This window comes from Pectinatus cerevisiiphilus (assembly GCF_004341685.1).
GTDB classification, from domain to species: Bacteria; Bacillota; Negativicutes; order Selenomonadales; family Selenomonadaceae; genus Pectinatus; species Pectinatus cerevisiiphilus.
The window spans coordinates 1-25,212 of the sequence record NZ_SMAA01000018.1 but is presented as its reverse complement, the minus strand read 5'-3'; the positions used below and the strand labels follow the sequence as shown (position 1 = coordinate 25,212).

At 36.9% G+C, this 25,212-nt stretch carries 24 protein-coding genes and 4 tRNA genes; 6 read left to right on the top strand and 22 right to left on the bottom strand.

What is annotated here, in order from left to right; translation table 11 throughout:
- Window positions 1-76: 76 nt before the first annotated feature.
- Window positions 77-1,390, top strand: a complete 1,314-nt coding sequence (locus EDC37_RS10490; RefSeq protein ID WP_132551107.1) for a hemolysin family protein — start codon at window positions 77-79, stop codon at window positions 1,388-1,390.
- Window positions 1,391-1,491: 101 nt separating this feature from the next.
- On the opposite strand, the gene EDC37_RS10485 is transcribed toward EDC37_RS10490, so the two are convergent.
- From EDC37_RS10485 to EDC37_RS10430, 12 genes are all read right to left on the bottom strand, one after another.
- Complete coding sequence (locus EDC37_RS10485) at window positions 1,492-3,102, bottom strand: CTP synthase (RefSeq protein ID WP_132551105.1); 1,611 nt, start codon at window positions 3,100-3,102, stop codon at window positions 1,492-1,494.
- A 137-nt stretch (window positions 3,103-3,239) separates the two neighbouring features.
- A complete protein-coding gene (gene rpoE, locus EDC37_RS10480; protein WP_132551103.1) occupies window positions 3,240-3,518 on the bottom strand; it encodes a DNA-directed RNA polymerase subunit delta in 279 nt (92 codons plus the stop codon).
- Window positions 3,519-3,550: 32 nt separating this feature from the next.
- Window positions 3,551-5,203: an arginine--tRNA ligase gene (gene argS / locus EDC37_RS10475; RefSeq protein WP_132551101.1), complete on the bottom strand. Its 1,653-nt coding sequence runs from the start codon at window positions 5,201-5,203 to the stop codon at window positions 3,551-3,553.
- A gap of 22 nt (window positions 5,204-5,225) precedes the next feature.
- Complete coding sequence (locus EDC37_RS10470; RefSeq protein WP_132551099.1) at window positions 5,226-5,669, bottom strand: YwiB family protein; 444 nt, start codon at window positions 5,667-5,669, stop codon at window positions 5,226-5,228.
- A gap of 148 nt (window positions 5,670-5,817) precedes the next feature.
- Window positions 5,818-6,753: a DUF2156 domain-containing protein gene (locus EDC37_RS10465; protein WP_132551097.1), complete on the bottom strand. Its 936-nt coding sequence runs from the start codon at window positions 6,751-6,753 to the stop codon at window positions 5,818-5,820.
- A gap of 176 nt (window positions 6,754-6,929) precedes the next feature.
- A tRNA-Ile gene (locus EDC37_RS10460) sits at window positions 6,930-7,006 on the bottom strand.
- A gap of 7 nt (window positions 7,007-7,013) precedes the next feature.
- Window positions 7,014-7,089, bottom strand: a tRNA-Asn gene (locus EDC37_RS10455).
- Window positions 7,090-7,098: 9 nt separating this feature from the next.
- Window positions 7,099-7,174: transfer RNA gene (locus EDC37_RS10450), tRNA-Asn, on the bottom strand.
- A 10-nt stretch (window positions 7,175-7,184) separates the two neighbouring features.
- Window positions 7,185-7,260 (bottom strand) — tRNA-Asn (locus tag EDC37_RS10445).
- Between the two features lie 112 nt (window positions 7,261-7,372).
- Window positions 7,373-9,046: a glutamine--tRNA ligase/YqeY domain fusion protein gene (locus EDC37_RS10440; protein ID WP_132551095.1), complete on the bottom strand. Its 1,674-nt coding sequence runs from the start codon at window positions 9,044-9,046 to the stop codon at window positions 7,373-7,375.
- 163 nt (window positions 9,047-9,209) lie between these two features.
- Window positions 9,210-9,992 (bottom strand): HD domain-containing protein, encoded by a 783-nt coding sequence (locus EDC37_RS10435; protein ID WP_132551093.1) that lies wholly within the window; start codon window positions 9,990-9,992, stop codon window positions 9,210-9,212.
- A 163-nt stretch (window positions 9,993-10,155) separates the two neighbouring features.
- Window positions 10,156-10,395 (bottom strand): hypothetical protein, encoded by a 240-nt coding sequence (locus EDC37_RS10430; RefSeq protein ID WP_132551091.1) that lies wholly within the window; start codon window positions 10,393-10,395, stop codon window positions 10,156-10,158.
- A gap of 305 nt (window positions 10,396-10,700) precedes the next feature.
- Between EDC37_RS10430 and EDC37_RS10425 the strand changes: the two genes are divergently transcribed.
- The 3 genes from EDC37_RS10425 to EDC37_RS10415 all read left to right on the top strand — a co-directional run bounded on the left by EDC37_RS10425 (window position 10,701) and on the right by EDC37_RS10415 (window position 14,376).
- On the top strand, window positions 10,701-11,441 hold the full coding sequence (locus EDC37_RS10425) for a DeoR/GlpR family DNA-binding transcription regulator (RefSeq protein ID WP_132551089.1): 741 nt from the start codon (window positions 10,701-10,703) through the stop codon (window positions 11,439-11,441).
- Between the two features lie 114 nt (window positions 11,442-11,555).
- Window positions 11,556-12,467, top strand: coding sequence for a 1-phosphofructokinase (gene pfkB / locus EDC37_RS10420; RefSeq protein ID WP_132551087.1), 912 nt, complete (start codon window positions 11,556-11,558; stop codon window positions 12,465-12,467).
- A 19-nt stretch (window positions 12,468-12,486) separates the two neighbouring features.
- Complete coding sequence (locus EDC37_RS10415) at window positions 12,487-14,376, top strand: PTS fructose transporter subunit IIABC (protein WP_132551085.1); 1,890 nt, start codon at window positions 12,487-12,489, stop codon at window positions 14,374-14,376.
- Between the two features lie 82 nt (window positions 14,377-14,458).
- Here the strand turns inward: EDC37_RS10415 and EDC37_RS10410 are convergent, their stop codons facing one another.
- The 4 genes from EDC37_RS10410 to lexA all read right to left on the bottom strand — a co-directional run bounded on the left by EDC37_RS10410 (window position 14,459) and on the right by lexA (window position 17,708).
- Window positions 14,459-15,061 carry a TetR/AcrR family transcriptional regulator gene (locus tag EDC37_RS10410; protein WP_132551083.1) on the bottom strand — a complete coding sequence of 201 codons (603 nt, stop codon included), beginning with the start codon at window positions 15,059-15,061 and terminating at the stop codon, window positions 14,459-14,461.
- Between the two features lie 71 nt (window positions 15,062-15,132).
- Window positions 15,133-16,362 carry a zinc ribbon domain-containing protein gene (locus tag EDC37_RS10405; protein WP_132551081.1) on the bottom strand — a complete coding sequence of 410 codons (1,230 nt, stop codon included), beginning with the start codon at window positions 16,360-16,362 and terminating at the stop codon, window positions 15,133-15,135.
- A gap of 266 nt (window positions 16,363-16,628) precedes the next feature.
- Window positions 16,629-16,982, bottom strand: a complete 354-nt coding sequence (locus EDC37_RS10400) for a hypothetical protein (RefSeq protein ID WP_132551079.1) — start codon at window positions 16,980-16,982, stop codon at window positions 16,629-16,631.
- Window positions 16,983-17,093: 111 nt separating this feature from the next.
- Window positions 17,094-17,708 carry a transcriptional repressor LexA gene (gene lexA / locus EDC37_RS10395; RefSeq protein WP_132551077.1) on the bottom strand — a complete coding sequence of 205 codons (615 nt, stop codon included), beginning with the start codon at window positions 17,706-17,708 and terminating at the stop codon, window positions 17,094-17,096.
- A gap of 184 nt (window positions 17,709-17,892) precedes the next feature.
- Between lexA and EDC37_RS12315 the strand changes: the two genes are divergently transcribed.
- A complete protein-coding gene (locus EDC37_RS12315) occupies window positions 17,893-18,039 on the top strand; it encodes a hypothetical protein (RefSeq protein ID WP_165874507.1) in 147 nt (48 codons plus the stop codon).
- A gap of 11 nt (window positions 18,040-18,050) precedes the next feature.
- Here the strand turns inward: EDC37_RS12315 and EDC37_RS10390 are convergent, their stop codons facing one another.
- The 6 genes from EDC37_RS10390 to EDC37_RS10365 all read right to left on the bottom strand — a co-directional run bounded on the left by EDC37_RS10390 (window position 18,051) and on the right by EDC37_RS10365 (window position 24,350).
- On the bottom strand, window positions 18,051-18,359 hold the full coding sequence (locus tag EDC37_RS10390; protein ID WP_132551075.1) for a hypothetical protein: 309 nt from the start codon (window positions 18,357-18,359) through the stop codon (window positions 18,051-18,053).
- Complete coding sequence (locus EDC37_RS10385) at window positions 18,331-19,200, bottom strand: hypothetical protein (protein ID WP_132551073.1); 870 nt, start codon at window positions 19,198-19,200, stop codon at window positions 18,331-18,333. Before EDC37_RS10385 ends, EDC37_RS10390 begins: the two co-directional genes overlap by 29 nt.
- Window positions 19,175-20,329: a carboxynorspermidine decarboxylase gene (nspC, locus tag EDC37_RS10380; protein WP_132551071.1), complete on the bottom strand. Its 1,155-nt coding sequence runs from the start codon at window positions 20,327-20,329 to the stop codon at window positions 19,175-19,177. Before nspC ends, EDC37_RS10385 begins: the two co-directional genes overlap by 26 nt.
- Window positions 20,330-20,548: 219 nt before the next feature.
- Window positions 20,549-21,748: a saccharopine dehydrogenase family protein gene (locus tag EDC37_RS10375; RefSeq protein WP_132551069.1), complete on the bottom strand. Its 1,200-nt coding sequence runs from the start codon at window positions 21,746-21,748 to the stop codon at window positions 20,549-20,551.
- Window positions 21,749-21,855: 107 nt separating this feature from the next.
- Window positions 21,856-23,115, bottom strand: a complete 1,260-nt coding sequence (locus EDC37_RS10370) for a DUF445 family protein (RefSeq protein ID WP_132551067.1) — start codon at window positions 23,113-23,115, stop codon at window positions 21,856-21,858.
- Window positions 23,115-24,350: a DUF445 domain-containing protein gene (locus EDC37_RS10365; protein ID WP_132551064.1), complete on the bottom strand. Its 1,236-nt coding sequence runs from the start codon at window positions 24,348-24,350 to the stop codon at window positions 23,115-23,117. Before EDC37_RS10365 ends, EDC37_RS10370 begins: the two co-directional genes overlap by 1 nt.
- 296 nt (window positions 24,351-24,646) lie before the next feature.
- On the opposite strand from EDC37_RS10365, the gene EDC37_RS10360 reads away from it, so the two are divergent.
- Window positions 24,647-25,090 carry a desulfoferrodoxin family protein gene (locus EDC37_RS10360; RefSeq protein ID WP_132551062.1) on the top strand — a complete coding sequence of 148 codons (444 nt, stop codon included), beginning with the start codon at window positions 24,647-24,649 and terminating at the stop codon, window positions 25,088-25,090.
- Window positions 25,091-25,212: the final 122 nt, after the last annotated feature.

Genomic DNA, 25,212 nt, shown 5'->3' with positions numbered 1-25,212 from the left:
AATAGAAAAATTAATATTTTTCACCATTGTTTTATGTTATAATGATAGCAATGTAAAAATAAGGATGTGACTTTTCGTGGATGTTCCCGAGACTAATTTGTTATTAATTCTAATTCTAGTATTACTTTTTTGTAATAGCTTTATCATACTTTTGCGGACTGCACTAACAGAATCCCACAAAAACCAGCTTGAAAAAATTATTCCCAGCAGTGATAAACGCTTCGAAAAAACGTGCGATCTCATAGATGATCCCGATGATGTATTGTTAGCCTTGATGTTATACTCTAACAGTTGTCATTTTGCTATCGGCCTTTCCGTGGGGATAATCATTATTCCGTATCTTTGTCTTTTCTTACAAGAGCTAGTCCCTTTTGTACCATATATATATGAAATTTCATTTGTGCTCTCTATCCTCTTTGCACTTTTTTTAAGTGTTTTGTTAGGAACACTCCTGCCAAGGAAGATAGCGCAGATTCGTCCTGAACATTATCTCATAAAATATACGCGTTTCCTATTTGTTCTTTACGATATTGCCATGCCGATCATCAATATGCTTTCGCATACAGCCAATATGATTTTAATGATAACCGGAAGCAATCCACCGGGCGATGAAAACGTCACGGAGGATGAAGTAAAAGACCTTATTGAACGAGCCACTGAAGAAGGAACCTTAGAAAAAGCTGAACAGGATATGGTTGACAGCATTTTTCATATGAGTGACCAAACAGCTTATTCACTTATGACACCACGTACGCAGATAAACTGGCTGGATATTAAAGACGGCCCAGACGTAAACCTTAAGATCATAAAAGAAACCTCTGATGATATATTTCTCATTGGTGAAAACAACCTCGATAATCTATTAGGGATTATTTATGCCAAAGATATTTTACGGGCTGCTATCGACAATGACCTTCAAGATTTACAAAAATTTATCAAAAAACCTATTTTTATCCCCCGTTCGATGGAAACCTTTCGTGTCCTTGACAAGTTTCGCCAAAATAATGTCAATGAAGCCGTTGTTACTGACGAATATGGTGGCGTTCTCGGGCTGATTACTTTGAAAGATATTATCGAAGAAATAATTGGTGATGTTCCATCTCCGCAAGAAGATGAATCGGCACAAATAATTCAGCGTGATGAAAATTCGTGGTATGTAGACGGGCTTTACGATATAGACGATTTTAAAGAAAAATTTGGAATTGACCGGCTTCCCGGTGAGGAGCGTGCCCATTACCAGACAGTCGGCGGTTTTTTAGTATCCTATTTTGGTTATATACCAAAAACTGCCGAATATAAAATTTGGAACAATTTACGCTTTGAAGTAGCCGATATGGATCGTACCCGTATTGATAAAATCATGATAACAAAACTTCCCGCCGCTAAATAAACTGCAAAACCCCCGAAGCAAAAGCTTCGGGGGTTTTTATCTGTATAACTAATAACTTAATCCAAAACAAAGTATAGGCAGCACTCCAGTAGCATCATGCATTATAAGCTTGGAGTTTTTAGTGCTGCGGCCACAAAATCACGGAATAGGGGATGTGGTCTATTCGGTCTTGATTTCAATTCAGGATGGAATTGTGAGGCAACAAACCACGGATGGTCTTTTACTTCTACAATTTCAACTAGGCTGTCGTCTGGTAATGTTCCAGCAACTATCATACCGTTATCAATTAACTTCTGACGGTATTTATTATTCAATTCATAACGGTGGCGATGACGTTCGTGAATGAGCGGTTCACCATAAGCCTGCATCGCATGCGTACCTTCTACCAGTTTACATGGATATGATCCAAGACGCATCGTACCGCCCTTATCTTCTACGTTTATCTGTGACTGCATCAAATCAATGACTGGATGATTGGTTTCCTTGTTAAATTCAGTACTGTTTGCATCAGGCAGATTGCAGACATCGCGGGCAAATTCGATAACTGAGCATTGCATACCGAGACATAGACCAAGAAATGGAATTTTATTTTCACGCGCGTATTTTATGGCTGCGATTTTACCTTCGACACCACGGTCGCCAAAGCCGCCTGGAACCAGTATTCCTCTACAGCCAGTGAATACTTCATCCAGCTCTGGATTTTCCGTTTCAATCTTTTCCGCATTTATCCAAACTATTTTTACGTCTGTTTCATTAGCTATTCCGGCATGATGAAGTGCTTCCGTAACCGATATATAAGCATCCGGCAATTTTACATATTTACCGACAACAGCTATTTTAACACGCTGCTTAGGATTTTTTATCTTATAGACCATACGTTCCCATTCTTCCATGTTAGCAGGACTATAATCCATATTAAGCTTTTGCAGAACGATCTTGTCGAGACCTTCCTTCTGCATGATAAGAGGAACTTCATAGATGGTTGAAGCTGTAGGATTTTCTATTACGGCATCCACATCAACATCACAGAATAGAGCCAGTTTCTTTTTCATGTCGGAGGATATCGATTTTTCTGTACGGCATACAAGAATGTCCGGTTGAATACCGATACTTCTTAATTCTTTTACGCTATGCTGCGTCGGTTTTGTCTTTAATTCACTGGCAGCCATAATGTACGGAACCAAAGTCACATGAATATATAAAACATCATTTTTGCCTACTTCTTTTTTTACCTGGCGGATAGCTTCTAAAAAGGGCTGGCTTTCGATATCACCAACAGTCCCTCCTATTTCAGTAATGACAACATCTGCGTTATCCGCGGCAGCAACATCATAAACACGCTGCTTAATTTCATTTGTTATATGCGGTATGACCTGTACAGTACTGCCAAGATAATCACCACGCCGTTCCTTGGTAAGCACCGACCAATAGATTTTACCTGTAGTCACATTTGAACCTTTAGTCAAGTTAATGTCAATAAAACGCTCGTAATGGCCAAGATCAAGGTCGGTCTCCGCACCATCGTCGGTTACAAAAACTTCACCATGCTGATAAGGACTCATGGTTCCCGGGTCAATGTTTATATACGGGTCAAACTTTTGAATAGTAACTTTTATGCCCCGGCTTTTTAACAAACGACCCAAAGAAGCGGCTGTAATACCCTTCCCCAAAGAAGATACTACTCCACCGGTAACAAAAATATACTTTGCCATTTTTTTCCTCCATTATTATATATTATTGCAATTTTAATATTCTATACGCTCTGTTAATTTTGCCTATGCTATATACAAATACAGACAATCCGTTCAATTAATAATGCTTTTTATGTGTTCTCAGCATATAATTCTGCCTATTTGCTGTTTGCTGCTGAAGCTGAGCTGGCAGACATACTTTTTGCGTCTTGCGGTACCCATTCGGTCAATTCCCACATTCCCCCGCCGATATGATGGAATCTGCTGTCCATATTAATCATAGTATATATTTCAGAAATCACTGCTGGTAAAGATTGAATAGGTTTATTTTTGGCTTCTATTACTTTCATAATAAGCTCTTTATAAAATATTGCCTCACCTAATTCAGATAAAATATAATACGCCACATCTGCATCTGTTTTATTGGTGAAATCCATTGGTATCTTCCTCTCAAAGTTATTGTAGCCAATCACATTTTTTCTGGAGCACTGACTCCCAGAATATCAAGTGCATGATGAATAACATTTCTGGTAGCTTCACATAAAATAAGACGTGACTGTGCTAAAGGAGCATCAACGCCAATTATGCGGCATTTGTTATAAAAGCTATGGAAGTCAGCGGCCAGTTCATGCACAAAATTGGCAATACGGTGTGGTGCATAATCTTTTGCTGCCGAACGAATTTCGTCTGGATATGATAAAATTTTCTTAATAAGTGCTATTTCTGTCTCATCTGTCAATAATTCCAAATTCGCAGGGCCTTCGTAGACAATACCAGCTTCTGCAAGCTGGCGGAAAATACTACAAATACGTGCATATGCGTACTGGATATAATAAACCGGGTTTTCATTTGACTCCGATTTTGCCAAATCCAAGTCAAAATCCAGCTGACTGTCAAGTGACCGCATTATAAAGAAATAGCGGGCAGCATCTGTGCCAACTTCTTCTATAAGTTCAGCAAGGGTCACACTCTGGCCAGTCCGTTTAGACATTTTTACAAGTTCACCGTTACGGTAAAGACTTACCATTTGCAATAAAAGCACTTCAAGTTTTGAAGAATCAAAGCCCAGTGCATCTATCGCCGCCTTAACTCTGCAAACGTAGCCATGATGGTCGGCGCCCCAGATATTTATCAATTTGTCAAAACCGCGTTCATATTTATTTTTATGGTAGGCGATATCAGCAGCCAGATAAGTAGGCACCCCATTATCACGAATGACGACACGGTCTTTATCGTCACCATAATCCGTAGATCTGAGCCATTTTGCACCATCTTTTTCGTACATAGCCTTATTTTTCAGCAGTATTTCACAGGCGCTTTTCACAGCATCCGGATGCAATGTGCGTTCGCTGAACCAGACATCAAAATGGACGTTAAAGGCACTAAGGTCTTCACGTAATGCCGCCAATTTTTCTTTGAGGGCAACTTCTTTAAAAAGGGAGATGCGTTCATCATCTGCCATATTGAGATACTTGTCACCAAATTTATCAATTATCCGTTGGGCAGTTTCGATTATATCATGTCCATGATAGCCATTTTCTGGAAAGTCAGCTTTTTTACCGAGCAATTCTAGATACCTTGCATTCACAGAAGCTGCCAGATTATCTATTTGCTTTCCTGCATCGTTTATGTAATATTCACTTTCCACCTGATAACCAGCAGCCTTTAAAAGATTTACAAGAGCACTGCCAAAAGCAGCCCCTCTGCCATGTCCTACGTGAAGAGGACCTGTCGGATTGGCACTGACATATTCGACCTGAACTTTGATACCGTTATCTGTCAAAGTTCCGTAATGGTTGCCCTTCTTAACAACATCCGCCAATTCCTTATAAATAATATCTGATCTCAAATAAAAATTGATAAAACCCGGACCGGCGATTTCTACCTTTGCAAGATAATCATGGTCCATTTGTTTTATCAATTCTTCAGCAATTTTTTTAGGGGCCATATGAAATATGCGAGCCGACTGCATTGCAATATTGGTGGCAAAATCACCATATTCTTTTTGCGGCGGCACCTCTAATTTTATTGCGGGTATCTCCGCCTGCGGGAAAATACCTGCATCAATATTTTTCTTTACAGCTTTCTTTATTTCTGCTATAACCAATTCCTGGATATTCAACAGCTCATCCTCCCTAAAGTAATTAATTTAAATATATGCTCGTTTTGTCCGCTGCTGTAATTTCAATATGCAGTTCATTATCGCTCTGCCATTTATCATTTATCGCCATCTCATAGGAGACGTGTATACTGCTTGATATAAAACCCTTATTGATGTCCAGTTTTTTAGTATGTACAGATATCTTTACATCACCATAAGGTGTTTTATAACGGCTGGCGCTTTTAGCCCCGCTGGAAAAAAACTGCTCATGTTCTACTTTACCCTTGCGCACAAGTTTTATGGAATCATCTGTAATCTTCAAAAGAGTTTTAGTGCCTTCCATTCCGCTCGAATTGACTTCATTATACAAAACATAACTCATTCCATCTTTGTGGTAAAACTGACCTTCGGAAACAAATTGCAAATTTGTCGTCTCTCCCAATGAGTCTGTCTGCGACCCTTCTACTCTTAAAATGACCTTTTCCATTTCGGCTCCTTTTTGCAAACATATAAAGTTATTATAGCGTAATGGAACATAATTGCCAACAACAAATTATGAAAATACCGCAATTAATTCTCGGCAATAAAAAAGCCAATGCCATAAAAGCATCAGCTCAATATTGCTTTATCCGCAGTTATTTTATTTCTGCGTTATATTTTTTTATCATTTTCACAGGACGATAAGATTCTTTAGCCTTTCTCAATCCATCAATTCCCATGTCTTCTTCTCTATTTATAAATTTCATATTCTGCCATTCATTTAAGACAAAAGCCTGATTAATGAAAGTATACGCCCCATTGATATCAGGATCAGCTTTTTCTACGTGAATAACAGCCGTATCCGTATTGAGCTGTTCACCAAAAGTAAATGCGATGATACGGCCATCGTTGATAACGGCTCCTCCCTTTAAGGCAAGGTCGGCAAAATTATTTAGGACTTCAATAATTGCATCGCGTTCAGCAGCTATGAAAGGGTCATCCGGCATATCCTGACTGCGGGTCTTATACCAACCGTTTACAGTCAGCTTACAAAGCGTTATTACTTCATCAGTAATGGGTATGTACTGTGCATTAGGATAGTTCTTCCGAAAATTATTTAAATGATTTTTTTTCGAGTGAAATTTTCTTCCCCTTAGATAAATTAAATCTTCACTGCTATAGACATAATCAAAATTATCTCTATCCTCTATGATGTTAAATTTAGCATCCGGAAATTTTTCCAGTTCATCTGCCATTCTTTTTTCCAACCCATAAAATATAAGCGGTTTACCTATAGCCGAAAAATAATCCACTAATTTTTTTATGGCTAACTGCATTTTTCCCTGCGGGCCAAAAGGTTGTAAAATAAATTCATCAGTTTCCCATTTCGATTTTAAAAACAGTATACCATCTTCCACACACCATTCCATATGATATGGTTTGCGCCACATAAACAAATTTGTAAACGTAAAATGTGAGTTTTCATAGTAATCCGCTTTAAAAAAAGAATCAAAAACAGCTTTGTCTTTTTGCTTCAACTCTTGAAAATTGATAATGATGACCTCCCAAATAATACTACACAAATATCTCATTTTATTCCTAATACAGTCTTCACCGTATGCCTTTTGCATGAAGCAAATAATGATCCAACAATGCATAATGATTATTTGCTAAGTAGTATAACAGTTCTTGATAAAAATCGCAAACAGAGAATACACTGAAGCAAACAAAAAAATGCAAAGCAAATGCTTTGCATTAATTTCTACGTTGGTGGGCCCCGCAGGACTCGAACCTGCGACCAACCGGTTATGAGCCGGTGGCTCTAACCAACTGAGCTAGAGGCCCGTAATAATGGCTCCTTGAGTAGGACTCGAACCTACGACCGATCGGTTAACAGCCGATTGCTCTACCAACTGAGCTATCAAGGAATATTTAATTGGCTCCTTGAGTAGGACTCGAACCTACGACCGATCGGTTAACAGCCGATTGCTCTACCAACTGAGCTATCAAGGAATATGCAATTTGGCTCCTCGAGTAGGACTCGAACCTACGACCGATCGGTTAACAGCCGATTGCTCTACCAACTGAGCTATCGAGGAATGGTGCCAACGAATAATATTATACTCAAAACACTCTTTGCTGTCAACTATTTTTTTATCTTTATTATTTCACCAATTGCTTGCCCATTAAAATTAAAATATAAACGTAAAACTATTTCTTTTTCTTAGCCCAGCTGTCACGAAGACCGACAATTTTATTAAAGACCAAACTATCCTTTGTCGAATCTTTGTCAATGCAAAAATATCCCTGGCGTAAAAATTGATACTTGGTTCCCGGTGCAGCCCACGCTACAGAAGGTTCAACCTTACAATTTTTTAAGACTACGAGCGAATCAGGATTCAATGCCTTTATAAAATCACTTTGTTCAGTATGGTTTTCTTCATCCTTTAATAAATAATCATAAAGACGTACCTCTGCATTTAAGCAGCCAGTGAGTGCCACCCAATGTAATGTGCCTTTTATTTTTCTTCCCGCGGTAGCACCGCCCCGCTTAGAATCCGGATCGTATGTGCAGTTTATCTGAACGATATTACCTGCAGCATCCTTGATAATATCAGTACATTTTATAATATAGGCATACTTCAAGCGAACTTCACCATCTGGTTTCAAGCGGAAAAATTTCTTTGGAGCAACTTCCATAAAGTCGCCGCGTTCTATATAAATTTCCCGTGCAAAAGGAACATATCTTGCCGCGCTGCTATTAGGCTTATTTTCAGCTGGAAGGTACTCACACTTTCCTGCCGGATAATTTGTTATCACTACTTTGACAGGATCGAGCACAGCCATTATTCTATCGGCACGCTTATTTAAATCTTCACGGACGCAATGTTCCAGCATAGCTATATCCACCAGACTATTACTTTTGGCAACGCCAATCTGTTCGCAGAAATTGCGGATTGATTCTGGTGTATAACCTCTGCGCCGAAGCCCGGAAATAGTCGGCATACGCGGATCATCCCAGCCTGAAACATAGCCGCCTTCCACTAATTGGCGCAACTTACGCTTGCTCATGATCATATTCGTTAAATTTAACCTGGCAAATTCCAGCTGTCTTGGCCGTGTATTGCTATCAAAACCTAAACTTTCCAGCAACCAGTCGTAAAGAGGTCGATGGTCTTCAAATTCCAAGGTGCATATAGAATGTGTTATTTTTTCAATTGCATCCGACAAAGGGTGCGCAAAATCGTACATGGGATAAATACACCATTTATCTCCTGTACGATGGTGTTTTGTATGTGATATACGGTAAATAACAGGATCACGCATCGTTATATTAGGCGCTGCCATATCTATTTTGGCCCGTAATACCTTTTCTCCGTCGGCAAATTCACCGTCTTTCATGCGCTTGAATAAATCAAGATTTTCTTCTATACTGCGGCTGCGATAAGGACTTTCCTTACCCGGTTCCGTTAATGTGCCACGATACTGCCTGATTTCATCTGCAGTAAGATCGCAGACATAAGCCTTCCCGCGCTTTATTAGCTCTACTGCAAAATCATATAATTTATCAAAATAATTTGATGCATAAAACATACGGTCATCCCATGTGAAGCCAAGCCATTTTACATCTTCCTGGATGGAATCAACGTATTCAACATCTTCTTTGGTCGGATTTGTATCATCAAAACGAAGATTGCAAAGACCGTTATATTTTTGCGCCGTACCAAAATTTATGCAAATTGATTTGGCATGGCCTATGTGCAGATAACCATTTGGTTCTGGTGGAAATCTTGTATGTATACCATCGGCGTATTTACCATTTTTCAGGTCTTCATCGATAGCATTATGAATAAAATTAGGCAAAAGATTTACATTTTCTGGCATCAAATATCCCTCATTAAAAATTATTTTAGAAACTATATTTAGATAATAAAATGCGGCTGTTATCCTCCAAATGAATAACACCATTTCCCGCACCGTTTAATACTTTAATATTCGCAGCTAAAAAAGAAATTCCTGCAAAAGTAAGCTAGCTGCTGTGCATTACTTAATAAGCAACAGGCATATCTGGTTGCTTGAGTTTTTGTGAAATGTAATTTTTTAACACCCCAAATCCGATTTTCATATCAGCCGTCTGCGGTAAACTGTTTATTATTTCTTCGATATAACCTTGTGACACTATCTTGGAAAGTGTCCACGAAAAATTAATATCATATATCCAAAGCAGGCGAACCAGTTTTCTGTCATTTTGCGTGCGGATCAATTTATAATCACATTGACCGCCATTTTTAAACTGCTCGACAAATACCGCACTGCACGGTTCAATGTCCCCTGTCGTAAGATATGGGCGCAGTACCCGAAAAATATCAAGTTTGTCCGCGTCACGTATTATTTTGGCAAAAAGCAGCTGCCGTTTATCTTTTGTTTGTTCTATCTGTTTGGCATTATGATTTCTTATGGCAAATTCAAGCAACTGCCGGTCATCAGAAGACAGCCGTTCGAGAAGGTTATATTCCTGCAAAACTTTTAAGCCGAGCAGCGCATGGTTTTCTGATAATGCATCATTAAATGTCTTATATATAGTAAATTGTTTAAATCGACCGATATCATGAAAAAGACCGATAATCTGTGCCAAAATTACATCATGCTTATTTAGTTGTAAATGGCCTGCCAGTACCCCTGATATAGAAGCAACTTTTTTTGTATGCACTTCTTTTATTGAAATACCTGCTTGTATTTCCTTATTATCATTGTAGAAAGATTTTATGTATTTGTTCATCCATTCTGTGTTTTCCTGATAATATTGCTCAATTTCATTTAAAGTTTTCATAATTACTTCCTAAATAAATGCCTAAGATAAAATGCTTTCATGTTTTTACCACGGTATAAAATATATTTTAATTTATTATAACATATCTTCAATAAGACAGTAAAATTAGACAAAAAAGAGACCGGCAAAAGCCGATCCCGTAAATACATCATTAAATTCTCTGTTATACTTCTCCTTTTAGGTGAGCCAATTCAGCCTGATTTTCCTGGTAGTACCATCGTACAGATTTACCAATAGCACACCGAATGGCATCAAGCCTACCCTGCATTGCTAATTTTTTTAACCGCATAGCATCAAAACCGTTGATTGATAAATAACTAGCCGAAATAAACCCTCCTCTTTTCAAAACATTCCGATAGATCGCACTATCTCTTCGGTCTACTGCAACTCGCCTTATCGCCATCAAATCACCCCATTAATGTTTAGCAGGTAGAAAAGGCTACTAAAATATACAACTCATATTATATATTATTTTAAACCAATTGTACAGTTGTAAGTAAAAACATTAATATTTTAATAACATTTTGCATGTGTTAACAGTTATAGTTTGCGATATATTGCATTACAGACTAATAATATGAAATATATAACTGGAAATTAATTATATATTATTACTTTGTAAAGATTGTTTCCTGCATTTATTTGATTTATTTTGATTGACTTTGATTTATTGCTCGTATATAATTTAGGTAAAAAGAGGGAGTTTATATGTTAGCTGCACAAAGATATAATAAAATACTTCAAATACTTAAACAAAGACATTCTATAACTGTCACAGAATTGTCAAAAATTTTAAAAGCTTCCGAAGCAACTGTGCGGCGTGATATAAATGTATTACATACTAAAGGCGTCTTAATCAAAATATACGGCGGTGCGATGTCACCTGAGAGCTATCTGACAACTGAAGAAAAAGTCCAAATACGCGAAACAGTCAATATTAAGCAAAAAATGATAATAGCCGCCCAAGCAGTAAAATTGATCAAAGCCAGTGATGTTGTATATATTGATGCCGGAACAACCACCAGTCTCTTGATTGAGCAGCTGCAAGAAAAAAATGCCACATATGTGACAAACGATGCCTCCCATGCGGTAAAATTGATGGATCTTGGTTTTGAAACAATAATAATCGGCGGTAACATGAAATCGGTGACTTATGCTGCTGTCGGTGCATTAGCTGTTGCCAATGTGCAGCGCTACAATTTCACTATCGGTTTTTTTGGCACTAATGGTATAAGTTTAACAGCCGGTTTTACAACCCCCACAACAGAGGAAGCTATGATCAAAGAAGCTGCCATTAGGCATTGCAAAAAGGCTTATGTCCTTGCAGACAGCTCTAAATTCGGCAAAATAACGCCGGTTAATTTTGCTGTACTTAATATGGCATCTATTATTACTGACAAAAAACCTGATGATTCCTACGAAAAATACAATATTATTTTACCCGACTAAAAGCTAAAAACATTATTTGCTAAAGGCTACATCCCATCAGTAATATACCTTTTTCATATTATTTGATGTTGCTATATGTAATTGCTACAGAATTTATATAAAGGGGGACTTTTGATGATTTATACAGTCACTTTTAATCCTTCACTTGATTATATAGTGAGACTTGACGCTTTCAAAACAGGTGCGATAAATCGGCTCAAATACGAAAAAATACTTTGCGGGGGAAAAGCCATAAACGTATCCATCGTTTTAAAAAACCTGGGAGTATCTAGTATTGCTTCCGGTTTCACAGTCGGCTTTACCGGTATGGAAATAAAAAGGCAGCTGAAAGATGTATTTAATTGTAGCTGTGATTTTATAGAATTACCGCAGGGAAATTCCCGCATTAATGTAAAAATTAAGGCTGATTCTGAAACGGAATTAAATGGCCAAGGGCCAAATATACCACAAGAAGCAATAGAAGCACTGTTCCAAAAGCTCGATGGCTTGAAAAAGGGAGATTTTCTTGTTTTGGCAGGCAGTATTCCCAACACATTACCGAACGACATATATGAAAGAATATTGAAACGTCTCTATCCCAAAGGTGTCAGTTTTGTAGTTGACGCTGAAGGAAAATTATTACTCAATGTTTTAGAATATAAACCATTTTTAATAAAACCCAACAACCATGAATTAAGCGGCATGTTCGGCAAAACCTTAAAAACAGCCCCAGAGCTTATTGAACATGCAAAAATATTACAACGGCGTGGTGCCCGTAACGTTTTAATTTCGCGTGGCGGCGACGGTGCTATTTTAATCACAGAAAAAGGCGACTGTATGACCGCTCCAGCCCCGAAAGGAAAATTGATAAATTCAGTGGGCGCTGGCGATTCTATGGTCGCAGGTTTCTTAGCTGGATATCTTTCTTCCGGCGATTACAAAACAGCGTTCCGCACGGGAATAGCCGCGGGCTCTGCTTCTGCCTTCTCTGACAATTTAGCTGTCAGCAAGGATGTAAACAGCTTAATGGAACAAATAATTCTTTAAAATAAAAGGAGATTAGGTTATGCATATTACTGATTTACTGAAAAAAGAGAGCATATTGCTAGATGCACATCCGGTAGATAAAAAAGATGCCATAAATATGCTAGTTGACCTCATGGATAATGCCGGTGTACTCACTGATAAGGAAATGTATAAAAAAGCCGTTTTCTTACGTGAAGAATCAGGCACTACTGGTTTGGGCGATGGAATTGCTACTCCCCACGCCAAAAGTCCCGCAGTGAAAAAAGCTGCACTTGCCGCCATGGTGGTAAAAGACGGCGTAGATTTTGCTTCCATGGATAACCGACCGGCACGGTTGTTTTTTCTAATTGCTGCGCCTGACTCCGCTAATGATGAACATTTACAGATGCTCAGCGCTTTGGCTACCATGTTAATGGACAGTGATTTTAAAGAATCCCTTATCGCTGCTAAAAGTGTAGAACAATTTTTAGAATTAATTAATAAAAAAGAAGCAACACGTTCTGCTGCCACTGCGGAAGAACAGGATGTGCCGCAAAAAAAAGCAGACCAATATGAAATCTTGGCAGTAACCGCCTGCCCTACTGGTATAGCACATACGTATATGGCAGCTGAAAGCCTTGAACAACATGCCAAAAAACGTAACATAAGCATAAAAGTAGAAACGGAAGGCTCTGGCGGTACCAAAAATGAACTTACCAGCAAAGAAATAGCAGATGCGAAATGCATTATAGTGGCGGCAGATAAAAATGTCCCAATGGCAAGGTTCAACGGTAGACCAGTGCTGATCACAAAAGTGGCGAACGGTATAAATAAGGCCGATGAACTTTTAGATAAGGCCTTGGGTGGAGAAGTACCAATATATAAACATGACGCGACTAATGATGAAGGATCTGTTGAAGATGAACCGGAAACTTTTGGTCGTCAGGTTTATAAGCATCTCATGAACGGTGTTTCCCATATGCTTCCTTTTGTTGTAGGCGGCGGCATCTTAATAGCGATAGCGTTTCTTGTCGATCCATTTGACCCTGCCAATCCGGCAAATTTTGGTTCCAACACACCATTAGCGGCATTTTTCAAAAATGTCGGCGGTGTATCCTTCGGCTTTATGCTTCCTGTATTAGCTGGATTCATTGCTATGAGTATAGCCGATCGTCCTGGCTTAGTTGCCGGTTTCGTCGGTGGAGCTATGGCCAATTCTGGTGGTTCTGGCTTTTTAGGTGCTTTACTGGCAGGTTTTGTTGCCGGCTATGTCATAATCGGCTTGAGAAAAGTATGTTCTGTATTACCCCATTCGCTAGAAGGAATAAAAACAATCCTTATTTATCCGCTATTTGGTGTTCTTCTCATGGGCCTGATTATAACCTTTATAATTAATCCACCAGTCAGCGGTATCAATACATGGCTTATTGAAACACTCAAGAACATGGATACCAACAGCCGTGTACTCATTGGTGCCATATTGGGTGGTATGATGTCTGTGGATATGGGCGGCCCTGTAAATAAAGCAGCATATGTAATTGGTACAGGTATGCTGGCAAGTGGAGAATATGGCATCATGGCTGCCGTTATGGCTGGCGGTATGGTACCACCATTGGCTATTGCCCTATGCAGCACCTTCTTTAAAAATCGTTTCACAGACAATGAACGCAAATCAGCCGTCAGCAACTATGTAATGGGGCTATCATTTATCACAGAAGGCGCCATTCCATTTGCGGCCAGCGATCCGCTGCGTGTCATTCCATCATGTATAGTTGGTTCGGCAGCAGCTGGCGCTCTGTCAATGGCTTTTAATTGTACATTAAGGGCACCACATGGTGGCATTTTCGTAGTACCGACAATCGGTAATCCTGTCATGTACCTGGTGGCAATTATTATAGGCTCTTTAGTTAGTATGGCTATTTTAGCAGTTTTAAAAAAACCGCTTAAATAATTTAATATAATCTTTCCTTTATACTGCAATAATCAGGCCGGTAAGCAACTCATCGCTTATCGGCCTGATTATTTTATGGTGCTTATTTATTTATTTTCAAACCATCTATTATTATCATTACCTTATAATGCACATTGTCACAAAAATCTATCGGCAGGCTGCTAAAGGACGCTGCCTGGAAAATAGAATGAAACATTTCTGTAATTATTTCTGCCGGAATATCACTACGGAATTCGTTATTTTCCTGCCCTTTTTTTATTATCCCGTCAAATATATACTTGAATAATGGGGCTGCACCGCTTTCATGTCCCATTTCAGCCGGTAAACCGCTTTTATCAGCAGCTTTTATAAACAATGGTAAAACGAAACGGTTTTTATCTAACAGCGCGGCTGTTTGGGCAATCACAGATTCTAGAATTTCTGTATAGGTTTCTTTTGTTTGGGAAATAGTTGCAAACGAAGAACGGATATCCTCAGCCATTTTATTTAACAATTCCTTAAGTAATGACTCCTTAGAGTCAAAATAATTATAAAACGTACCTAAACCCAGCTGAGCCTCCTTCATTATATCCGCTATCGAAGTTTCTGATAATCCTTTTTCTGCAAACAGCTTAGTGGCAGATTCGATTATAGTTTTTTTGGATTGAAGTTTCTTTGTTTCTCGTTTCGTCAATTTTTCTTTCACGTTTGTACTCCCCATTAATTTAATTACACCAAGATCATATTTAGTATGGATTTCATTCAGCGGGATGTCTATTATGTAGAATTATTCGTAAATGCTGCTTTAACTGCGTTAAAATTTATTTTTGCGTTATTATATTGCTGGATAAATATATCATAAGAATCAGTTTCAGTTTGATGGATTGTATCAGCTGTATCGTAGTATGGCATTGCCTTTGCATAACTGTCGTTCTCAAATTCAATTATAGCTGCTTCGCGTGCCGTCTGCACATAACTTATGGAGGTAGTTATCACTTCTATAAAATTTTCTTGGATTGGTATGTCTACATCAATGCAATCAAGCTGGGCAACATCGTTTTGGATAGTCTTTCGATAAGCCAGAGCAGTGTCCAGCTCCGAAAAATACTCTTCCCATGTATAACCGCCTTTTCGTAAGTTCTGCATGATGTCCGGTAAACGGTCTTTGGTCAATTCATAGTCTTTAATATATTGATCCATTCGGTCAAAAAAGATTGCTTGCCGGTTTATTGACTCTGCTTTAGTCTTATAAGCAAGATTCAGCGACGTATTCCATTCTTCCAAATTACTGGCTATACAATAAAAATTTTCATCGACTTCAATCGTCTTTCCATTTAAATTTATCTGTGCAGATAAATCCTTAAAATCATTTAACCTATTTTGCATATTGGTTATATTTTTTCCTATTCCTTGTGTGGGAGAAAACTGGGTTATATTTTCAGCTTCTTTTAAAATAGTGAGTTCTGCAAGCAGTAATTTTTTTATTCTATTATTAACGACGACATATTTATGTGGAACGGTTTCAGTACGGAAGTCGTTATTTAACGCCTCAATATTTTCTTTTGCCGCCGTAATTTTAGGTTGCAATGTCTCTTTATCTTCCTCTGCTAAATTTTTCTTTGAAAATAATTCTGTTAAAAGTTTATTATTTTCATTCAAATTTTCAATACATTTGGTGCTTTGTGCCAAATAATATTCGTTAGCCAGATTGAGCTTATAAATAAAAAAACCTGCACTCATTATAATAAAAAATACTATTAAAATAATAAAAATTAATTTTTTTCTATGTTTAAATTCGTGCTTAGCGACAGGTTTCTTTGAACATTTCGCTAAAGGCAGCAATTCATCTATCTTGTGCCCGCATCCCGGACATGTCTGCATAAAAATAGTCAAAGGTTCACCACAGATAGGACAGGTAAAATTTTTGTCCATTAAAGCTTGTCCGCAAAATTTACAATATTTATCTCCATCTTTTATATTTCTGGAACAACGTGGACATTGATTCATAAGCAGGCTCCGTTTCTAAAAGATGTTTACATGAAGTATTATACCGAAGAATTGAACATTTCTCAAATACAAGGTCAGTAATAGTTTTCCCCCATACTAAATAATAAAAAGGCTTAGCAAAATAAAATAAGCCAAAACTTTAAATAAAAAGTTTTAGCTTATTTCTTCAATGCCTCTATAACTAATCTGCCGTTTATCGTGATTATAATTACAGAACCTCTCTACTTTTCTGCAATGGAAAACATTCCTAAAAATTGACCTGTAAATTATGCTCTTTCAAAATCCAATTTATCGAAAGCACCAATAAATATATCATACTTAGCAGAAACATCTTCCTTATTATGTCCCGTAGCCGCAAAACGCATAAAAACATTGTTAAGTTCTATAAAAGAAGCATAAAAGTTATTATATTGATTTATTTCCAGTAACCCAGCCAATAATTGTACCTGCTTAGCACAAGCATGGGCCTGACAGATATAAGCAAGCACAGCAGGGGCCGGTGGTGCCGTCAAATCCTTACTTTCTTCGTAAAGTCTAACAGCAGCCTTAACGTTGCATACACATGAATTCACATATTTTTTAAATAAATTATTTTGGTTAAATACTTTAGGATTATTCATTTCAGCTAAACTCCCTTGCTATTATCGGTGCACTCTAGTACATGCTGGATTTTATGTATTCTCTTATGCATAGAAAAATACATTACTAGAATTTTATCAGCCTTGCAAGTCTTATAATACTTTTCCCAGTAAAGCTACAGCTTTGCCAAGGATACGTATATTATTGCAATTGTTCCGACTAAATTCCATTGGCTTATATTTAGGATTTTCAGCACGCAGCTGAATCATATTTCCATATTTATAAATGCGTTTTAAGGTAGCACTGTCATCAACAAGCACGGCTGCTATTTCACCATCGTTTACGTCTGCCTGTTCATGGATAAAAACAATATCACCATCATATATCCTGGCGTTTATCATGCTGTCACCTGCTACACGAAGGCAAAAGTCTGCATGCACAGTATCACTGCAAGGAATATATTCGTCAAAGTCTTGTACAGCTAAGATAGGTCTGCCGGCAGCGATACTGCCTATTAAAGGAATTCTTTTCACACTGCCTTCAGGTTCTTTTTTTTCAGCAGCAGCTATTTTCATTCCCCAAAAATGTTCTGGCGGTACGTTGAGTGCAGCTGCTATTTTTAAAACATTTTTCTGCTTGGGTTCATAACTTCCAGATAAATATTCGCATATTGAAGATTTATTAATTCCTGTAATTCTGGATAATTTAGTCTGGTTTATTCCTGCCGCAGTCATGTATTCACGCAGCTTTTCGGCAAAATCTGTCATAATTTAAACCTCCAGTTTTTCTTTAGTATACTTAATTTGTTCGGAAAAATCAACAAGTATGCCTTCTAAAAAATTCATAAAGTTGAAAAATCAACTTGCCAAATTTTCGAGAATAGTGTATTATCGTCTTGTAAAGAAAACTGAACTTAAATTTTAAGCAAACTAAATATTTGGAGGTAGAAGAATGAAACATTTAGGATACAGCCGTATTATTAAAGCAAGGGACTTGAGAGTGTTGGCACGTTATACTGCCATTGCTGCCTGCATAAAAGCAGGTTCAAAAGAACAGCAATGCATTCACTTATACTGGCAAAAAAGGAAATTGGCTTAGTTGCATATATGTTATTTTTTATTATGTCCTTTTTTGATAACAGGATTAAGTATTATTTGCTTATCCTTCCTGCTGACTTTTATTTGATAATCAATAATACCATCTTTATATAAATCCAATTTTAATTTTAATAATTCTCTATTTAAGGCATCAGCTAAATATTTATCTATATAGCCTGCTTCCTTCTTTTCTACGCGTGGCTTTGCGGTATTGCCTTCATCAAATTCTTTAGCAATATCAAATAATGATTGTTCCTTTTTACCTTCTTTATAACCCGTAAACATAGCCTTATCAGATAAATTTTTTGGTATTTTTCCCATTAAAATATCCTCCCTTATTTATATTTTGTAAAAATACTGCGAGAATGCCTAATAATCCAGCCGTCACCAGCACGCAAAGAGAAAAAACTGTCATTATCACTAAAAAATCATCATTGCTAATTACTTTATCATAAAAAGCTATTTTTCCCCCTTCCAGCTTACCCGCCAGAGGGAAATAGAAAGCTCCAGCAATAATATTCATCAGGAAAAATGAAAAAGTCTCAAACATTATAGAACCTTTTTTTACTAAATATAAAATTAATAGCCAAAGAACTATTGCTATAAAAGCAGTCCTACTGAAAATGTAAAACATTATTGCAAAAAAACCACTCGTCAAAAGTTGTTGGGCGTTAGCAGCCTGCCCACTTTCCTGGTCTGTCTTAGCCGGTGTATCGGCAGCATCCGTCGCTGTTTCTGTATTTTCAGCATTATTACCACCTGCAGAATCATCACCTTTAGTGTCTGCATCACCGCGTTTAATATACTTATTGTTTTTAATCTTATCATCAGCAGGAGCATTTTCTTTGCTTTTGGGCGATGCAGTATTGTCCTGTGCATTTTTTTCATCTTTAGCCTTAGCTGCCTTAGCATGTGCATCTATTTCATCAGCAATTTGGGTAGTATCTATATCAATTGTTTTTATTTCTGGCATTTGTGGTGAAGGCACAGTTGGTACATCAGGTAACTGGACTGTAGGAGTTTCCAATTTAGGCAGGCGAATTTCGGCATTGACCATAGTCTCTGTTAAAAAGGAAAAGAGAACAAAAAATGCCAATGCCAATAAAACAGATATAATGCAGTTATTATAGTTTTTCTTAAGAAAGACGATTTTTAAAATCATTATAATTAAAACTCTTCACAATTTCTATTTGTCCATTTTTTTTAAGAGCGGCTATTGAAGGTAAAGCCATTCCATTAAAAGTATTATTTTTGACCATAGAATAAATAGCCATATCGCAAAAGATAATTTTTTCACCAACTGCTAACGGATTATCAAAAGAATATTCTCCTATGATGTCACCAGCAAGACAGGTATCTCCGCCAAAAGTATAGGTAAATGCTTTTTCCCCTGGTTTGCCGCTATTGACTACATTAGGACGATAGGGCATTTCTATAACGTCTGGCATATGGCATGCAGCCGACGCATCTAAGATAGCAGTATGGCTATCGTTGTCGATTATTTCTAAAACAGAAGCGCTTAAGAAACCCGCATCGAGTGCCACTGCTTCTCCCGGTTCAAGGTATACTTCAAGATCATACTTATCGCGCAGATGTTTTATCAACTCAATGAGTAATTCTGTATTATACCCTTGTCTGGTAATTAAATGCCCACCGCCTAAATTAATCCATTTCATGTCATAAAGATATTTACCAAAATCTTTTTCAACAACTGCCAATGTTGCCTCGAGTGCTTCGGCACCTTGTTCACATAAGGTATGAAAATGTATACCACTTATCCCTTTTAACGACTCTCCCGAAAACTTATCAGCAGTAATACCAAGCCTAGAACCCGGTGAACAAGGGTCATAAATGGCATGCTCCTGTGTAGAAAACCGGGGATTGATACGTAGGCCGCATTTGCATCCTGCTGCCAGTGCTTCTTTACCAAACCTCTTCCATTGGGAAAATGAATTGAACACTATATGTTTACAAATTGAGATTATTTCAGGAAAATCCTTTTCTGTGTAGGCAGGCGAAAATATATGATTTTCTCCCGTCGGCATATACTCATTGGCCAGCTTTGCTTCGTATAAACCACTGGAAGTTGTTCCCCGTAAATATTTAGCAATAAGCGGATAAAAATAAAACATTGAAAATGCTTTTTGGGCCAGCAAGATTTTACAGCCGGCTTTTTTTTGTATAATTGAAAGCTGTTGCAAATTCTTTTCCAATAGATTTTCTGAAATTATATAGCATGGTGTTGGCAGTTTTTGTGCTACTGCAATTATTGTTTTATTCAGAGCGCTCATCCTTTTCTAAAAAGATCTATATATAATATAAACTATACATTTAATCATTTACACTGTCAATAATGAGATAACTTGTGTATTAAAGCGGGACAGCGATTAATATCCCAGCTTGTTTTGGTTTGTATTTATAGAAAAAGCATTTTCTATCAGCTTATCACACATTAATTAATAGAAAATGCTTTCAAAGACATTTATTAAGTTTAAAGAGTATTTTTGTTACTATTCGACAAGGACGGGAGCAAAACTTTCCCGCCAAGGAAGTCCCCATTTATTGAGTGCTTCCATAAACGGATCAGGATCAAACTCTTCAATATTATAGACACCTGGTTTCTGCCAAGTCCCATTCATGACAAGCATCGTCCCTATCATGGCAGGGACACCAGTAGTATAAGAAACAGCCTGGGAACCAACTTCCTTATAACATTCCTGATGGTCACAAATATTATAAAGATAATAGTGTTTTTCCTTGCCGTCTTTTTTCCCTGTAAAAATGCAACCTATATTCGTTTTGCCGACAGTACGCGGCCCAAGACTTGCTGGATCAGGAAGAACTGCCTTCAAAAATTGTAAGGGAACTATTTTTTTCCCTTCAAAATCAATAGGTTCTATTGATGTCATACCAACGTCCTGTAAGCAGTTCAAGTGCGTAAGATAACTTTGCCCAAAGGTCATAAAGAAACGAATACGCTTAATTCCTTTTATGTTCAGTCCCAATGATTCAAGTTCTTCATGGTGCAAAAGATACATGTCTTTTTTGCCCACTTCTGCAAAATCATATGTTCTTTTTATTTCCATAGGCTTAGTTTCTATCCATTTACCATTTTGCCAATAACTGCCATTTGCAGTTACTTCCCTTATGTTTATTTCTGGATTGAAATTAGTTGCAAAAGGATAGCCATGGTCACCGCCATTGCAATCAAGTATATCAATATCGTTTATTTCATCAAAATGATGTTTTAAGGCATAAGCACTGAAAACACCTGTTACTCCAGGATCAAAACCACTTCCAAGGAGTGCGGTTATGCCCGCTGCCTTAAATTTATCACGGTATGCCCATTGCCATTTATATTCAAATTTAGCTGTTTCTGGTGGTTCGTAATTAGCCGTATCAACATAGTGGGTTTTAGTCGCAAGACATGCGTCCATTATTGATAAATCTTGATATGGTAATGCCAGATTCAAAACAATATCAGGCTTATATTCATTTATTAAGTTTATTAACTGTTCTGTTGAATCGGCATCTACTTGTGCCGTAGTAATTCTTGTTTTTCCGCCATTAAGTTTTTGCTTCAGTGCATCACATTTACTTTTTGTACGGCTGGCAATCATAATATCGCTAAAAGCTTCGCTGTTTTGGCAGCATTTGTGGATAGCCACGCTAGCTACACCACCGCAGCCTATGATCAGTGCTTTTCCCATGAATGGAGCCTCCCTTTTTCTTATATACTTTATATAGTATAGCAAAAAAAGCATTATTTGTATTTAATTGTTTTTATATTTACATTAATATTTATAAAATACCTATATTATCTAATCACCCGCATAAATATAAATAGTAAAATACCGATCCCACCCCCAACAATAGACCCATTCATTCTAATCCAGATCAAATCAGTGTTTATTTTAGAATGGACAATAGTATTCAATTGTTCATCACTCATATTATTAAGGGCACGACGCACTATATCTCCCACCATGCTTTGGGCTTGAAGTGCAGAACGGCGCAAAATATCATTTATCAACGTTTCGATAAGTTTATATATCTCTTTATTATTCCGCATTATTGAAAAACAATCTTCTATTTCTACAGCAATAAAATTTTTAAGGACTTGCCGTAACTCACTGTCTTGTGCAGAATTATCGCATTGTTTTTTTATACTGGAAAGATATCCTAAAATTATCTTTTTCAACATACCTGAGTCCAATAATTTTTTTTGTAATAAATTAATAAGTTCCTGCCAGTTGTTTTCCGCTATTGTTTCTTTTATAGCTTTATCAACAATAGCTGCCATATCTTTATGCACCTGGCTTTGGCTGTCAAATAACTGGTCTGTTAATATAAGCAGCTTTTTTTGAATCAAAAGGGCACATTCTTCATTATTTATGACATCAAAAAAACCACCAAGAGACATTAAAAGCGAAGATGCTCCCTGTTTTATCTTCTCGCTTTCAAAATGTTCCAGTAATTTTTTAATGTCCTCCACACCAGTTTCACCTGAGATTCTTCCCTTGATAAAAATGGCTAAATTTTTCACAAGTGCAGTTTTCCATTTATCAGTTTCCAAATATTCGGCGCACCATTTTTTCATATCTAAAGTTTTAATAACATTTTCATTTAAATATACAGATAATTTCTCAGCGATAACAGTGGAATCAATTTGGGCTATTTTAGTGAGCAGCATAGATGTTACTTTTTCAGTAAATAATTGTTTTCGTGTATCATTATCCAACCAGCAAATTACTTTTTCTGATGCGTTAAGTGACTTAACTCTTTGGAAAACGATCTTTTTGGCAAAGAACTGCCTTTGTACAAGACGTATTGTGGCTTCTGTAAATGCCTGCCTGCGTTTGGGCAGAATAGCTGTATGCCAAGGAATTCCAAGAGGTTTTCTAAAAAGTGCTGATACGGCAAACCAGTCAGCAATACCACCGACCAATGCAGCTTCAATACAGAACAGGAAAGCCTCGGTAAAAATTCCGGGATATTTTATTCTTATCGGTAAAGCTACTAAAAAAAGACATGCAGCTACCAATAATGTTTTATCGGCGCGATTAAATTTATGCATTAGCCAAGCATCCTTTCCGCAAAATAGGTCAGCATATAAAGCAGCATTCCTGCTATCCCGCCCACCAAAGAACCATTAATACGGATCATTTGTAAATCATTGCCCACATGGTTTTCAATTAAGGTGATGAATGATTCAGTGGAATAACTGTTTAATTTATCCCTGACCATTTGCAAAATAAAAGGAGAGCTTTTCGTTACAAAAAGACTGAGCTTTTCCTTCAGCCAATTATCAAAAGATTCATGTGCAACAGTATTTTGGATAAAAGCATTAATGGCATCATCAACTATATGATTGACCATGCCTATAACGTATTCAGCATTTGTATCATTATTTTTATAGTTATCAATATAATTCTTCAAGTAAGCGGTTATATTTATTTTATATATTAATTCATCTTCAACAGTCTTGAAAAAATCATCATATTTTTTATTTTGTGGTAATCCAGCAAGCAAATTTTGCAGCCAGTCAAATACTGCTTTATACTCATCACTTTCACTATCTTTAAGATGTTCAAGCTTAGTAATTAAATTCTTCTTAATAATATTGATTAAGTTCTCATCAGAAAGGTCAAACATGGCAATTATCATTTCACGAAGCGTTGAACCTTTTTTATATTCTTCCTTTATTTCATGAATTACAGGTTCAAAAACAGCCTGTGTTTTTTCATCGTTTAATATTTTCAATGATATTCCATATGATATTTCCATCAATTTTGCAAAAACCAACTCATCAGTTAAATGTGAAGACACCTGTATTAAAGTATCTTTTAAAATATATTCCTGCTTGTCCTTTTTTATTATTTTTTGCACAATAGCAGCTAACCTATTGCTGTCAAAATTCTGCAAAAGCCCAATAAGAATCGGTTGCACTGTTTCTTTTAACCGTTTTCTCCCCCCGAGTTTTTCAAGGTAAATTATGAACATTTTCGACATATCATATTGGATAATATCTTTCATTATATTAGCTGTATTTAATAAATCTTCACCGATAAAAGTAATTATTTCGTCCATTATACGCTGCCGGTTACGCGGTAAAATAGCCGTCCGCCAAGAAATACCTAATGGTTTTTTAAAAATAGCTGTAATTGCGAACCAATCGGCTAGACCACCGATCATAGCTGCCATAAATCCATTGTGAATAAGCCCCCCGGTAAAACATGTATTATTTACTGTCAACAAAGTTCCTGCTGTCATTACTATCAAAACGATAGTAGCCTGCGATTTTCTATTCATTTTTTCCCTCAATAAAATATATATTATAGATGTATATATTTTACCACATTCTTAAAATTTGGAGCAGATAAATTAACTAGGTTTCTTGTAATATTACTGCTTTTATAAGTTAATCAATATAAACAAATAGCATAAATATATAAAAAATATATATTTTATAAAAATATTACTTGTAAAACACTGTTTCTTTTAGTATAATATCAATAAAGGTTATCCATAGAGAATAATTACAAATAGCTTTAACTGTTGACCGTGAGTTATATTAACTTACAGTCATATTATTGGAAAGGGGTTTTATGATGAAGGAATTGTTAGTTTATAAGTGTGAGGTATGTGGTTATATACTGGAAGTAATTGATTTAGGAAAAAAGAAACTCATTGAAAATGGCAATAGTTTTTCCCGAACAATAACAGTAGCCGATGCAAAATTGATTTGTTGCGGTAAACCGATGACTTTACTGCAAGCAAATTCTGTTGACGCTTCCAATGAAAAACATGTTCCAGTTATAAGTTTTAACGGTGACACTGTTACTGTTAAGGTAGGAAGTGTAAACCATCCCATGACACCGGAACATCTTATAAAATGGATTGCTGTTCTATACGGAGATAGAATACAGCGTGTGGAACTAGAAGCCGGTGATTCACCGGAAGCATCTTTTCATATAGGCAGTGAACGCAACGTCAAAGCATATGCCTATTGTAATTTGCATGGCTTATGGATGAGTCAAGCTAATAAATAAATTTAAATATTAAAATTGCTATTCCAAAATAACTATCCACCCGCATAGCGGGTGGTTTTTCTTTTTCGGGCATAGCCCTTTTACACTGGCTGCGCATAAATGCGCTTTTTATTGGCCTGCCA

Excerpts from the sequence above, each read along its gene's own strand:
- EDC37_RS10485 (WP_132551105.1), bottom strand. The coding sequence starts at position 3,102 with ATGGCAAAGTATATTTTTGTTACCGGTGGAGTAGTATCTTCTTTGGGG.
- rpoE (WP_132551103.1), bottom strand. The coding sequence starts at position 3,518 with ATGGATTTCACCAATAAAACAGATGCAGATGTGGCGTATTATATTTTA.
- EDC37_RS10470 (WP_132551099.1), bottom strand. The coding sequence starts at position 5,669 with ATGGAAAAGGTCATTTTAAGAGTAGAAGGGTCGCAGACAGACTCATTG.
- EDC37_RS10465 (WP_132551097.1), bottom strand. The coding sequence starts at position 6,753 with ATGAGATATTTGTGTAGTATTATTTGGGAGGTCATCATTATCAATTTT.
- EDC37_RS10440 (WP_132551095.1), bottom strand. The coding sequence starts at position 9,046 with ATGCCAGAAAATGTAAATCTTTTGCCTAATTTTATTCATAATGCTATC.
- EDC37_RS10435 (WP_132551093.1), bottom strand. The coding sequence starts at position 9,992 with ATGAAAACTTTAAATGAAATTGAGCAATATTATCAGGAAAACACAGAA.
- EDC37_RS10430 (WP_132551091.1), bottom strand. The coding sequence starts at position 10,395 with ATGGCGATAAGGCGAGTTGCAGTAGACCGAAGAGATAGTGCGATCTAT.
- EDC37_RS10425 (WP_132551089.1), top strand. The coding sequence starts at position 10,701 with ATGTTAGCTGCACAAAGATATAATAAAATACTTCAAATACTTAAACAA.
- pfkB (WP_132551087.1), top strand. The coding sequence starts at position 11,556 with ATGATTTATACAGTCACTTTTAATCCTTCACTTGATTATATAGTGAGA.
- EDC37_RS10415 (WP_132551085.1), top strand. The coding sequence starts at position 12,487 with ATGCATATTACTGATTTACTGAAAAAAGAGAGCATATTGCTAGATGCA.
- EDC37_RS10405 (WP_132551081.1), bottom strand. The coding sequence starts at position 16,362 with ATGAATCAATGTCCACGTTGTTCCAGAAATATAAAAGATGGAGATAAA.
- EDC37_RS10400 (WP_132551079.1), bottom strand. The coding sequence starts at position 16,982 with ATGAATAATCCTAAAGTATTTAACCAAAATAATTTATTTAAAAAATAT.
- lexA (WP_132551077.1), bottom strand. The coding sequence starts at position 17,708 with ATGACAGATTTTGCCGAAAAGCTGCGTGAATACATGACTGCGGCAGGA.
- EDC37_RS12315 (WP_165874507.1), top strand. The coding sequence starts at position 17,893 with ATGAAACATTTAGGATACAGCCGTATTATTAAAGCAAGGGACTTGAGA.
- EDC37_RS10390 (WP_132551075.1), bottom strand. The coding sequence starts at position 18,359 with ATGGGAAAAATACCAAAAAATTTATCTGATAAGGCTATGTTTACGGGT.
- EDC37_RS10385 (WP_132551073.1), bottom strand. The coding sequence starts at position 19,200 with ATGATTTTAAAAATCGTCTTTCTTAAGAAAAACTATAATAACTGCATT.
- nspC (WP_132551071.1), bottom strand. The coding sequence starts at position 20,329 with ATGAGCGCTCTGAATAAAACAATAATTGCAGTAGCACAAAAACTGCCA.
- EDC37_RS10375 (WP_132551069.1), bottom strand. The coding sequence starts at position 21,748 with ATGGGAAAAGCACTGATCATAGGCTGCGGTGGTGTAGCTAGCGTGGCT.
- EDC37_RS10370 (WP_132551067.1), bottom strand. The coding sequence starts at position 23,115 with ATGCATAAATTTAATCGCGCCGATAAAACATTATTGGTAGCTGCATGT.
- EDC37_RS10365 (WP_132551064.1), bottom strand. The coding sequence starts at position 24,350 with ATGAATAGAAAATCGCAGGCTACTATCGTTTTGATAGTAATGACAGCA.
- EDC37_RS10360 (WP_132551062.1), top strand. The coding sequence starts at position 24,647 with ATGATGAAGGAATTGTTAGTTTATAAGTGTGAGGTATGTGGTTATATA.